Genomic DNA, 12,197 nt, shown 5'->3' with positions numbered 1-12,197 from the left:
TCTGTGTGATATTACAAAAATTTAATAACGAACATATAAAACACAAACGAACATATAAGCCTATTGAAAATCAACATTAATCATGTTAATATGGCATTACAGAAACAAAACGAACATAAAAAACAGGCATTAAGATCAAAGGAGAAGGTAGTATGAGCAAGGTGAGTGAAACGACCAGAGAATCATGGATTATGAGCACGTTTCCAGAGTGGGGAACCTGGCTGAATGAAGAGATTGAAAGCGAGGAAGTAAAACCCGGCACTGTGGCGATGTGGTGGTTAGGCTGTACGGGAATCTGGTTTAAAACGCCAGGTGGCTGTAATTTAACCATCGACTTATGGTGTGGAAATGGAAAACGTACCCATGGAGACGGAATGATGGCAGAAGGGCATCAGATGGCTAATATGTGCGGTGCCAGGAAAATGCAGCCCAATTTAAGAGCAGTGCCTTTTGTCATTGATCCATTTGCCGTCAAAAAGGTGGATGGAGTTTTAGCAACTCATTATCATCAGGATCACATGAGCGCTGAGTATGCAGCTCACGTGATTCAAAGCGGCATGACCACCACTGACGAAAATGGAAAGGAGATTCCGGTTCCATTTATCGGTCCTTTAAAATCTGTGGAGACCTGGATCAAATGGGGAGTTCCAAAAGAACGGTGTAAAGTAGTGCGTCCGGGAGATACCATAAAGATCAAGGACGTGGAAATCGTAGTGCTTGATTCCTTTGACAGAACCTGTCTTGTAACAACGGACTCCACCGGAGCGGACAGAGAAGAACTGACCGGAATCTGTCCAACCGATATGGACGATAAGGCGGTAAATTACTTAATCAAAACGCCAGGCGGCAATATCTATCACAGCGGTGATTCCCATTATTCCATCTATTTTGCAAAGCATGGAAAGGATCATAAGGTTGATGTGGCGTTTGGCTCCTATGGAGAAAATCCGGTAGGTATGGCCGATAAGATGACCTCCTGCGATGTACTTCGCATGGCGGAGGCATTAAACTGTGATGTGGTGATTCCCATTCACTATGATGTGTGGAGCAACTTTATGGCTGATGTCAACGAAATCCGGGTGCTTTATGATATGAAAAAGGACCGTCTGGATTACCGGTTCCATCCGTTCTTCTGGGAAGTGGGCGGAAAATATGTCTATCCAGCAGACCGAGAGAAAAAAGCCTATCATCACCCCAGGGGATTTGAGGATTGCTTTGAAGCTCCTCAGAACATACCATATCGGTCCTGTTTATAAACAATTGGGGAGGGTTCGTCATGCTGTTAAAAGAGTTTGTGGAACTGGGGCATTACAAATTCGCTGAGGAAGCGGCAAACTGGGAGGATGCGGTCCGGATGAGCTGTGAGACCTTAGAGGCGGATGGAACCGTTGAGGCAGATTATAAGGAAGAAATCATTGAATGTATCAGGAAATATGGACCTTATATTATTATCATGCCCAATGTAGCCATGCCACATTCGCAGGAAGGTGCAAAAGGGGTGCACAAAACTGCGATTGGATTTATGAAGCTGAATAAGCCGGTCAGCTTTGAACCGGGGGACAAGGAAAAGGATGCCAGGCTTTTCTTTACCCTTGCTTCCTGTAATCCGGAGCAGCATTTGGTAAATATGACAAGGCTGTCGGAACTGTTAATGAATGAAGGGGCGGTGGAAGCACTGTTAAGTGCCAATTCATCAGAGGATTTAATCAAAATCCAGAGCGATTATCTGGATTCATAATGGGGAGGGTTTCTTATGGATATTTTATTAAAGATTTGGTCGTATTTTGCAGTCAATGTATTACAGCAGCCGGCTTTTATGATTGGTCTGATTGTTATGATCGGTTACATACTGCTGGGAAAACCCTGGTATGATGTTCTTGCAGGAGTGATTAAGGCAACCGTAGGTTATTTGATTCTGACTGTGGGTTCCGGGGGCTTAGTCAGTAATTTCCGTCCGGTGCTTGTCGGTTTAAAAGACCGGTTCAACATGAACGCAATGGTAATTGATCCTTACTTTGGACAGAATGCCGTAACAGCAGGAGTGGAAGAGGTGTTTGGCAAGGCATTCGGCAATGCCATGATCCTGCTTTTAATCGCATTCATCGTAAATATTCTTCTGGTACGTTTCAGTAAGGTGACCAAGTTAAGAGCCCTGTTTACCACTGGTCATGTACAGGTACAGCAGGCGGCTACCGCTTACTGGCTCATCCTCTTTGCCTGCCCGTTTTTATTAAACAATAATGCTGCCCTCCTGGCAGTAATGGCACTGATTCTTGGGGCGTACTGGGCAGTCGGTTCAAACTTAACCATCAAGCCCTGTCAGGAACTGACTGATGGCGCTGGTTTTTGCCTGGCACATCAGCAGATGTTCGGCATTGCATTTAATACCTGGCTGGCAGAAAAACTGTTTGGCAAAAAGAAAAACGGGAAAGAAATTAAGAAGATTGACGAGATTGAGCTTCCCGGATTCATGTCCATATTCAATGAAAACATGGTATGTACCTCCATACTGATGATGGTTTTCTTCGGAGCAATTCTATGTATATTAGGAAGGGATTATCTGGTGGAACAAAAGTTTATGAAAGAGGGCGCAAGTATGGTCTTCTATGTCATTCAGACCTGCCTTTACTTCTCTGTTTACTTAGCAATCCTTCAGCTGGGAGTCAGAACCTTCGTCACTGAGCTGACCGCTTCCTTCCAGGGAATTGCAGATAAGCTCCTTCCTGGTTCTCTTCCCGGAGTTGACTGTGCTGTTGTATTCGGATTTGGTTCTGCCAATGCGGTACCTCTTGGTTTCCTTGCAGGATTTGCCGGTCAGATTCTGGCAATTATCGCATTGATTGTCTTAAAGAGCCCGGTTCTTGTAATCTGCGGTTTCGTTCCTGTATTTTTTGACAATGCAACCATTGCCGTATTTGCCAATGAAAAAGGTGGAATTAAGGCAGCTCTTTTGTTACCGTTCTTCTCCGGTATCTGTCAGGTATTCGGTTCGGCAATCATTGCAGGCTGGGTTGGAATGGCAGCTTATGGCGGATACTTGGGTATGTGGGACTGGGCCGTTGTATGGCCGGTTATGACAGCAGTCATGAAGTTCTTAAGCTATGCCGGAGTGCTGATTGTAGTGGTTGTTTTACTGGCGATTCCCCAGATTCAGTATCGGAAGGATAAAAAAGGTTATTTCCTTATTACAGAAAATTACGAAGCCTATAAAGAATTAAAAGGAATCAAATAGAAGTCAGGAGAAGGAAAATGTCAAAAGAAAATATGAGTTTTATGGTTTGCTGTGCCAATGGGGCCGGCTCCAGTCTGATGATGAAAATGACCATGCAGAAGGTACTTGATAAGGCGGGAATTAAGCCCGCCAAAGTTCATCACTGCGCCTTATCGGAAGGAAAAACGGCAGCCACTCAGTACGATGTTGTCTTTTGCGCACAGAATTTTGTCAGCATGTTTAAAGGGGCACAGGAAAAAGGGACCCTGGTAATTGGTCTTAGAAATATCATGTCTCCCCAGGAGATGGAACAAAAAATGAAGGAAAATGGAATTCTTTAATTTCAATCAAAACGAACATAAAACAAGTGACACAGGCTTCTGAACAGGCTATAATGAGGATAAAGAATCATATCTTTATGAGTTGAGAGGGAAAACAATGAAAAAAGACAGAGCTTGTGTTGAGAACAGAAGGAGCCGCATCCTGGAACTGATGGAAAAGAATCCCAGGGTGCGGGTAGATGAACTGGCGGAAGCATTAGAGGTATCTCTTATTACCATACGCAGGGATTTGCAGTATTTAGAAGATAAGAAGCTTCTTGTACGCACCCATGGAGGCGCCATTGCTTCCGGCAGTCCAGTCGATGAGGTATCCTTATATAGGAGGCTGATTGCTGAATTTGCCGCGAAGTTCGTAACCGATAATGATACGCTGTTTATTAATACCAGCAGCAATGCATTAAAGATACTGGAATACATTAACTGTTCCAATGTAACCGTCATTACCAATAACGGAAAAGCCATTCACTGTGAGCACTCCCAGGAAGTAAACGTTGTGCTGACAGGGGGGGAACTGCGCTATCCCAAAGAAGCGATGGTAGGAGATTTTGCATTACGTAATTTACAGACAATCTACGCGAAGAAAGCATTTATCGGCTGTTCCGGTATCAGCGGGGAAAACGGCATGACAACGGAGATCTTCAACGAGGTCAGCATCAATGAAATGATGGCAGGCCATGCAACCCAGGATGTTTATGTCCTGGCCGATCACACAAAGATCGGGAAGAACAGCAGCTTTGTCAGCTGCCCCATCGAAAAAATCAAGTATTTAATCACCGATGAAAAAGCATCATCAGAAGCTCTGGATCTAATCAGGGAAAAAGGGGTGGAAGTATTTGTAGTCCGCCGGTCAGATTTTTAAATCAATCATAGTGGAACAATGCCCGGGCGTCCATGTTGATTGCATCTTTCGTGGAGGCAAATTTATGGAAAAGGCATATACCCTTGGCTTATATGAGAAATCCATGCCTGAGTGGCTTGGATGGAAAGAAAAACTGGAAGCAGCAAAAGCGGCCGGTTATGATTTTGTGGAAATCAGCATTGATGAAACAGACGAAAAGTTAAGCCGTTTATCCATGTCACAGGCAGAACGGCTGGAATTAATTAATACCATGAAGATTGTGGGACTGCCCATCCGCACCATGTGCTTAAGCGGGCACCGCAAATATCCTCTTGGAAGCCATGATCCCGCTGTACGGGAAAAGGGTATGGAGATTATGGAGAAAGCAATTCAGCTGGCAGATGATCTGGGGGTCAGAATCATCCAGCTGGCAGGCTATGATGTATATTATGAGGATTCAAGCGAAGAGACGAAGCAGTATTTTCTGGAAAATCTGAAGAAAGCCACGGAGATTGCAGCGCGCCTAGGAGTTGTACTGGGATTTGAGACCATGGAAACGGAATTCATGAATACAGTGGAAAAATCCATGGAATATGTAAAGCTGGTATCGTCTATGTATTTAAACGTCTATCCGGATATCGGGAATATTACCAATGCCGCCAAAACTTACGGAACCAATGCCTTAGATGACTTACGCGCAGGGAAAGGTCATCTGGTTGCCATGCATTTAAAAGAAACCGTTCCTGGAAAATTCAGGGAGATTCCATTTGGGACAGGGCATGTGGATTTTGAAAGTGCCATTCAAACAGCCTGGGAACTGGGAATCAGAAAATATGTGGCAGAGTTTTGGTATGCTGGCAATTGCCGGTGGATGAGAGAACTTTACGACGCAAATAAGCGGATGACTGAGATTCTGGATAAACAATGCCTGAAGGAGAGTGTGCAATGAAAGCAGAGAAAAAGGTATTAGGGCATTTAACAAAATGTTATTCGGTTGCTCCCCTCAATTATAAAGGGACAGAACATTTTCTGGTAGCAGCGGAAAAGGAAGATCCCTGTCTTATATTTGATATGGAAGGAAATATGGTGGATACTGTATGGGAAGAACCAGGCGGCACTATGTCCATGGTACAGGTTCCCGATACAGACGGACAGTTTCTGGCAACCCAGCGGTTTTATTCTCCCAATGACTCCCAAGAGGCAGTCATCGTTCTGGTAACCCCGGATCGTTGGGGTAAGTGGGAGATAAAGACCATTGCAGCCCTTCCTCATGTCCATCGGTTTGACATACTAAAAAGGGGAAGGACACTCTATCTTCTTGCGTGTACATTAAAATCCGGCCATGAGTATAGGGAAGACTGGTCCAGTCCGGGCAGAGTCTATGCTGCAGTGCTTCCGGAGGATCTTTCGGGGCTTTGTGAGTCCGGTTCTTTGCAATTTGAAGTGATTCAGGAAGGACTTTTTAAGAATCACGGCTATTACCGGGTGGAGGAAAACGGAGTAGATACGGGACTGGTGTCCTGTGAAGGAGGAGTCTTTCAGTTTGTTCCGCCGTCTCAAAAAGGGGAAAAGTGGGAGGTGCATAAGCTGCTTGACACTCCTGCCAGTGACGGTGTTTTAATCGATTTTGATGAGGATGGGGAAAAGGAGCTTGCTGTATTGTCCCCCTTCCATGGTGACTGCATTTCCATTTATAAAAAATCGGAAGGCAGCTATAAAAAGGTATATGAATATGAGAAAAAGGCAGAGTTTTCCCATGGGATATTTGGAGGAAGCTTATGCGGGAAGCCTGCTTTGGTGGTGGGACACAGGCAGGGAGAGAGAAATCTCCTTTGCTTTACCTGGAATAAAGAACGTAAGACATATCAATGGGAGATCTTAGACCGGGACTGTGGACCTGCCAATGTCCTGCATATGAAAAAAGACGGGGAAGATCTGTTAATCAGTGCAAACCGTGAAATCGATGAAATTGCCATGTACCGGATTACACCGTAGGTGGAATAACGTGGTTTCTAAAAGAGAATAGACAATTATACCTTTGTGAAGTATACTGAAATTAAGTTGAACAGCAGATTTATCCATAAATTTTCTGCTGAGACACAAAGGAGGAATTGTCATGAAGAGCATAAAAAACAAAATATTTCTTTACATGGCTTTAACTGTTTTTATTTCACTTACAGTAGTTGGCGGCATCAGTATTTATTTGAATTATTACAGTATGATCGGAACCATGAACCAGTCCATGACGGAACTGGCTGAGACAGCGTCTGAGCGGGTGGCAAAGGAACTGGATATTTATAAGAATCTTGCTTATGAAGCGGGAAGCATTGCAAGACTGGCCAATCCGGATACGAGTGTTGATGAAAAGAAGTCTATTATTGATCAGAGAGCCAAGACTCACGAATTCCAGAGAGGGAATATTATAGGGACCGACGGTATCAGCATTTTTGATGGAAAAGACTATTCGGACCGGGATTATTTTAAGCGTTCAATCAAAGGAGAGATGGCGGTATCGGAACCATTAATCAGCAAGGTTACAGGGCAGATGACCATTATTATATCAGCCCCTTTGTGGGAGCAGGGAATCCCGGGAACGAAAGTGGTAGGAGTTGTTTATTTTGTTCCCAAGGAAACCTTTTTAAATGATATCGCTGCTTCCATACAGGTCAGCAAGGGATCCAATGCCTATCTTCTTAATCAGACAGGGAAGGTAATTGCCGATCCCAATATGGATAAGGTTACCAATGGAATCAATGTCCAGGAAAGTGCTTCAAAGGACTCAGGGCTTGCACAGCTTGCAGCAATTGAAGCAGAGATGACCCAGGGGAAAAGCGGTTTCGGACGTTATGAAAACCAGGGGCATAAGATGTTTCTTTCCTATGCGCCGATCGCAGGAACGGATGGCTGGAGCATTGGAATCAGTGCACCCATGTCAGATTTCATGGGATCCACAAAAACAGCCAGCGGGATTACTCTTTTCCTGATTGCAGTATTTCTCGTAGTTGCGGGAATCGTATCCGCTGTTCTGGCAGGCAAGATAGCAAGCCCCATTACTTCCTGTGCAAACCGGTTAAAGCGGCTGGCAGAGGGAGATCTTGATTCTCCTGTAACAGAGGTGAAAGACAAAGATGAAACAGGTATTCTTGCAGATGCAACCAGGGAACTTGTTTCCAGACTTGGGATGATTATTAAAGATGTGGATTATGTTCTTCATGAGATGGCGGCAGGGGATCTGACAGTCAGCACCACCTGTGACGCTGCTTATGTAGGGGGATTCAAAGGCATACACGAGGCGATGCATCAGTTAAAGGCGCAGCTGGGAGATACTCTTTTAAACATCAGCCGTTCTTCCGGTGAAGTGGCAGCAGGAGCGGATCAGGTATCTGCAGGTGCTCAGGCGCTGTCTCAGGGAGCTACGGAACAGGCAGGCTCCATAGAGGAACTGGCTGCCACCCTGGGGGATATATCAAAGCAGGTAGAAGGAAATGCAAGAAATGCCAGGGAGGCCAGTAACAAAGCGAAAGATATGGCTGAGGAGTTAAGCAGTGGAAAAGAGCAGATGCGAAAGATGACAAAAGCCATGGATGAGATTTCCCAGACGTCTGGGGAAATCGGAAAAATAATAAAGACGATTGAAGACATCGCTTTCCAGACCAATATTCTGGCACTGAACGCGGCAGTAGAAGCTGCAAGGGCAGGGGAAGCAGGAAAGGGCTTTGCAGTGGTTGCAGATGAAGTAAGAAATCTGGCTTCCAAGAGTGGGGAAGCATCAAAGAATACATCTGCCCTGATCGAGAATTCTTACCAGTCTGTGCAAAATGGAGCACTGATTGCGGCAGAAACAAAAGAGTCGCTGGATCGGATCGCGGCCTCTTCTGAAAGTACCGTATCTTTGATCAATGAAATTTCCAATTCGTCAGCAGAGCAGGCTGTTTCCATTGGTCAGGTAAATCAGGGGATTGATCAGATTTCCAGTGTGGTTCAGACAAACTCCGCTACGGCCGAAGAGAGTGCAGCAACCAGTGAGGAACTTTCCGGTCAGGCACAGATTTTAAAGAATTTAATCGACCGATTTCGACTTTAATCGATTTTATTAAAATAGCGTTAAGATTTCCTCCAATCTCTATCTTTTTATAGCATATATTACTAAAATAGAAGGGTAGAAGGAGGGAAGAATTATGGGGTTCATGATTGTTTTGCTTATGGTGGTATATGCTGTTATCGGTGGACTGACAACGCTTTATCTGTTTTTCAGCTTCCCGGCAGTGATCATTTGGAAATTTTACAGAAAACTGAAATATGGAATTTCTGTCTTTAACTGAACATGCAAGGAAAAGAAACAGGCACCAGATCATTCTGATATCAGGAACTCTGGTGCCTGTTTCTTAAAAATCAGATATTGGTAAGACGTTCAAATAAATTGTTTACATTGATTCGGCCGTATCCCCAGACATTATTTGGATAAACTTCTGAGGGGCTTCTCACGGCACCCCTTATAATTAACCGGTTGACGTCATATCCGGTCAGAGAAGTATAGTTGCCTCTTGGAATTCCCCATTCAAGTACCATGGCAATAATTCCTGCTGCATGGGCGCAGGCAGCTCCGGTGCCGGTTGCAGTCCCGTATTGGTTGCCGGGAGCAGCACAGGGAATCTGGTAGCCGGGTGCTGCAATATCCGGCTTAACCAGGCCGCTTCTGGTATAACCCCTGCTGGATTCAGGAAGAATGCCATCGTTAAACTGATTATAAGCTGTTACGGTCAGCTGGTTGGCACCATTGCCCGGGGAGGTGATGGTAGTATCCGGATTCGGTGCTAAAAAATAGGTGTTGTCAGATATGATTGATCCGCTTGGGAGCCAGCAATGAAACGAAAAGGATTCATTTTCAAGACTCTGAGCCCGTAAAGACCACACACCAGGCTGAGGGTTTAAAAAACGGATTAAAATAAGCTGATCTCCGGTTTCCTCTTCAAAGATAATATTGTTCACCCAGACCACACTCTGGGTGAAAATGAAATTGAATTTCCGGCAGTCTGAGATGGAAGGATAAATACGCTGGGTCGATTCCCTGTTTGGCGTAGAGATATCAATGGAGATTCGGTCTGGTGCGTATGGCCAGATTTCCATCCAGAATTCTTTGTCATTATCTCCAATTCTCAATTCAAAATCATTATAAAACGGCACAGTGGACGTACTGTTAAAATAATGCCTTTGTGTATTTCCTTCATTTCCTGCGGAGACAGACACGCCAATTCCTGGAAGCTGTACCAGATAAGTTAAATAACTGCTTAATGTACCTTTGCCATCATGACTGCCCTGACTTGTGCCAAGTGCAATACAAATAACAAGGGGAAGACTCAGTTTCTGCGCTGTCAGAAAGAGATATCTGATCCCCAGCAAAATGTCTGATTCCTGGAAGCAGTATGTATCTTTTGGTATGGTAAACACATTTTTTAAGTTTTCTTTTGCATCTTTCAGCTTCACAATTACAATCTGGGAATTGGGAACCACTCCTGCAAAGACCTCATCAGAACTGGCGCTGCCTGCTGCAATGCTTGCCATAGCTGTTCCGTGACCGTTGGTATCAGTAGATGGAACAATGGAAAGTGGATCTTCTGAGGTTAAGGCCAGATTGATGGCCTCTCTGTTATATTCACTGCCGAAGGTAAAACCTTCCGGAATATTTCCGGTCTGCACGGTCTGATCCCATATAGAAACGATACGGGAGGTTCCGTCGTTATTACGAAATGCGTTATGCTGGTAGTCAATGCCGGTATCCACAAAGCCCATTAAAATGCCCTGACCGGTCAGATTCAAAAATGGGTTTCTCTGAACCGTGCCAATCCCCGATTTTTCTATACTGATGGTGGATTCAAGAGTATAAAGGGAGGGAAAGGTGTTATAGGGGTGTGTTCCTAAATCACAAGGATCCGTTCCGGTTGTGGGAATATGAAGCAGTGAGCTTCGCTCTGTAAGTGGTGTGATATTGTCTCCCGTATCATAGGAGGGGACCGAAATATTATTAATGATTAAGTCGTAATAATTATTATCCAGTATTTTATTCAAAATCAGGCCTCCTCACCACACCAATATTAAGAATTAAAACACCCGTTTAAGACAACCGGATCAGATATTGGTCAGCCTTCGAAACAGGTTATTTACATCAAGCCGGCCATATCCCCAGATGTTGTTTGGGTAGGTGATAGAACTGTCACGTGTAGCTCCCCGGATCAACAGCCGGTTCACGTCATTTCCGGTCATGGATGTGTAATTCCCCCTTGGTATTCCCCATTCAAGTATCATGGCGATGGCTCCCGCTGTGTGAGCAGCAGCGGCACCAGTTCCAGTCATGGTTCCATAAAGATTTCGCGGAATCGCACATGGTATCTGATATCCGGGAGCGGCAATGTCTGGCTTTATCAGCCCGTTTCTTGTATAACCTCTGCTGGATTCAATGAGAATACTGTCATTAAACTGATTATAGGCAGTAACGGTCAGCTGACTGATTCCATCTCCGGGAGAGGTAATGGTAGTATCCGGATTCGGATTTAAAAAAAATGTGTCATTTGTAATAATATCACCGGAAGGAAGCCAGGAATGAAATGAAATGGGTTCATTTTCCATGCTTTGTACCCGGATATTCCAAACTCCCGCAAGGGGATTTTGAAAACGCAGAAGAATCAGCTGATCGCCGGATTCTTCTTCAAATATAAAGTTATTTACCCACACGGTACTTCCTGTAAAAATAAATTCAAACTTTCTGCAGGAACCAATGGTAGGGTAAATGGGCTGAGTGGATTCTCTGTTTGGAGTGGAAACATCTATGGATACACGGCCCAGTGCATAAGGCCAGATTTCCATAAAAAACAAGGAATCATTTTCTCCTATTCTTAATTCAAAGTTATTATAATAAGGCGGCGCTGTGGTACTGTTAAAATAATGACGTCTGTCATTGCCTTCATTTCCTGCTGAAACAGATATCCCGATTCCCGGCAGTCTGGAAAGATAATTTAAATAGTTGCTAAGTGCATCTGTGCCGTCATGACCTCCCTGGCTGCTGCCAAGGGCAATGCAGATAACTAACGGGCGGCTTGCATTTTGTGCATATGTTTCAAGATACCGGACACCCAGCATAATGTCAGATTCCTGGTAGCACAATACGTCCGGCTTTACAAAGTTCATACTCCTTAAATTCTGTTTGGGATCCTTTAGCTTTACAACAACCAGTTCCGCTTCCGGCACCACACCGGTAAAGGAATTCTCCGGATTGTACCTTCCTGCAATAATGCTTGCAACGGAGGTTCCGTGTCCTACGGTGTCGACAGAAGGTACAAGCGATAAGGGATCATCTGATCTCAGAGCAATATTAATGGATTCTCTGTTATATTCTGTTCCAAATGTAAATCCCACCGGCGGATTGTTGCTTTGAATGGATTGATCCCAGATAGAAAGAATTCTGGAAGTATTATCGTTGTATAGAAACGCTTCATGTGTGTAATCGATCCCTGTATCAATCACTCCTACAATAATTCCCCGTCCTGTCAGATTTAAAAAAGGATTTCTCTGTACAGGACCGATCCCGGATTTTTCTATGCTGATGGTAGAGTTAAGTGTATAAAGTGTGGGAAATGTATGATATGGATATTCTCCAAGCAGGCATGGAGTTGAATCGGCTGCTGGAATATGAAGCAGGGAATGTCTGAAATTAATCATGGTTATATTGTCTGAGTTATAGCTGGGAATTGAGACATTATTAATGATCAGATCATAATAATCGTTATCCAGAATCTTTTCCAAAAGACAGTCC

General features: G+C 44.3%; 11 protein-coding genes. 9 read left to right on the top strand and 2 right to left on the bottom strand.

Features of this window, described 5'->3' with window-relative positions:
- The first annotated feature begins 152 nt into the window (after nt 1-152).
- The 9 genes from ulaG to ABS301_RS13205 all read left to right on the top strand — a co-directional run bounded on the left by ulaG (nt 153) and on the right by ABS301_RS13205 (nt 8,712).
- On the top strand, nt 153-1,256 hold the full coding sequence (gene ulaG / locus ABS301_RS13245) for an L-ascorbate 6-phosphate lactonase (protein ID WP_349672654.1): 1,104 nt from the start codon (nt 153-155) through the stop codon (nt 1,254-1,256).
- 20 nt (nt 1,257-1,276) lie between these two features.
- Nucleotides 1,277-1,738, top strand: coding sequence for a PTS sugar transporter subunit IIA (locus tag ABS301_RS13240; protein WP_349672653.1), 462 nt, complete (start codon nt 1,277-1,279; stop codon nt 1,736-1,738).
- 15 nt (nt 1,739-1,753) lie between these two features.
- On the top strand, nt 1,754-3,232 hold the full coding sequence (locus ABS301_RS13235) for a PTS sugar transporter subunit IIC (protein ID WP_349672652.1): 1,479 nt from the start codon (nt 1,754-1,756) through the stop codon (nt 3,230-3,232).
- Between the two features lie 17 nt (nt 3,233-3,249).
- Complete coding sequence (locus ABS301_RS13230; protein WP_349672651.1) at nt 3,250-3,552, top strand: PTS sugar transporter subunit IIB; 303 nt, start codon at nt 3,250-3,252, stop codon at nt 3,550-3,552.
- A gap of 97 nt (nt 3,553-3,649) precedes the next feature.
- Nucleotides 3,650-4,411, top strand: a complete 762-nt coding sequence (locus tag ABS301_RS13225) for a DeoR/GlpR family DNA-binding transcription regulator (protein WP_349672650.1) — start codon at nt 3,650-3,652, stop codon at nt 4,409-4,411.
- Nucleotides 4,412-4,475: 64 nt separating this feature from the next.
- Entirely contained in the window at nt 4,476-5,339 is an 864-nt protein-coding gene (locus tag ABS301_RS13220) for an L-ribulose-5-phosphate 3-epimerase (protein ID WP_349672649.1), read from the top strand.
- Entirely contained in the window at nt 5,336-6,385 is a 1,050-nt protein-coding gene (locus tag ABS301_RS13215) for a hypothetical protein (RefSeq protein WP_349672648.1), read from the top strand. Before ABS301_RS13220 ends, ABS301_RS13215 begins: the two co-directional genes overlap by 4 nt.
- A 121-nt stretch (nt 6,386-6,506) precedes the next feature.
- Nucleotides 6,507-8,474 (top strand): methyl-accepting chemotaxis protein, encoded by a 1,968-nt coding sequence (locus ABS301_RS13210; RefSeq protein WP_349672647.1) that lies wholly within the window; start codon nt 6,507-6,509, stop codon nt 8,472-8,474.
- Between the two features lie 94 nt (nt 8,475-8,568).
- Nucleotides 8,569-8,712: a hypothetical protein gene (locus ABS301_RS13205; protein ID WP_349672646.1), complete on the top strand. Its 144-nt coding sequence runs from the start codon at nt 8,569-8,571 to the stop codon at nt 8,710-8,712.
- A gap of 70 nt (nt 8,713-8,782) precedes the next feature.
- Here ABS301_RS13205 and ABS301_RS13200 read toward each other — a convergent pair whose 3' ends face one another.
- Together ABS301_RS13200 and ABS301_RS13195 are read right to left on the bottom strand one after the other, a co-directional pair.
- Complete coding sequence (locus ABS301_RS13200) at nt 8,783-10,456, bottom strand: S8 family peptidase (RefSeq protein WP_349672645.1); 1,674 nt, start codon at nt 10,454-10,456, stop codon at nt 8,783-8,785.
- Between the two features lie 60 nt (nt 10,457-10,516).
- Nucleotides 10,517-12,187, bottom strand: a complete 1,671-nt coding sequence (locus tag ABS301_RS13195) for a S8 family peptidase (protein ID WP_349672644.1) — start codon at nt 12,185-12,187, stop codon at nt 10,517-10,519.
- Between the last annotated feature and the right edge of the window lie 10 nt (nt 12,188-12,197).

The organism is Lacrimispora sp., assembly GCF_031982545.1.
Classification (GTDB): Bacteria; Bacillota; Clostridia; order Lachnospirales; family Lachnospiraceae; genus Lacrimispora.
The sequence above is the reverse complement of the archived record's forward strand: the minus strand, read 5'-3'. Positions and strand labels throughout refer to the sequence as shown.

Coding starts and splice junctions, on each gene's coding strand:
- ulaG (WP_349672654.1), top strand. CDS start 153: ATGAGCAAGGTGAGTGAAACGACCAGAGAATCATGGATTATGAGCACG.
- ABS301_RS13240 (WP_349672653.1), top strand. CDS start 1,277: ATGCTGTTAAAAGAGTTTGTGGAACTGGGGCATTACAAATTCGCTGAG.
- ABS301_RS13235 (WP_349672652.1), top strand. CDS start 1,754: ATGGATATTTTATTAAAGATTTGGTCGTATTTTGCAGTCAATGTATTA.
- ABS301_RS13230 (WP_349672651.1), top strand. CDS start 3,250: ATGTCAAAAGAAAATATGAGTTTTATGGTTTGCTGTGCCAATGGGGCC.
- ABS301_RS13225 (WP_349672650.1), top strand. CDS start 3,650: ATGAAAAAAGACAGAGCTTGTGTTGAGAACAGAAGGAGCCGCATCCTG.
- ABS301_RS13220 (WP_349672649.1), top strand. CDS start 4,476: ATGGAAAAGGCATATACCCTTGGCTTATATGAGAAATCCATGCCTGAG.
- ABS301_RS13215 (WP_349672648.1), top strand. CDS start 5,336: ATGAAAGCAGAGAAAAAGGTATTAGGGCATTTAACAAAATGTTATTCG.
- ABS301_RS13210 (WP_349672647.1), top strand. CDS start 6,507: ATGAAGAGCATAAAAAACAAAATATTTCTTTACATGGCTTTAACTGTT.
- ABS301_RS13205 (WP_349672646.1), top strand. CDS start 8,569: ATGGGGTTCATGATTGTTTTGCTTATGGTGGTATATGCTGTTATCGGT.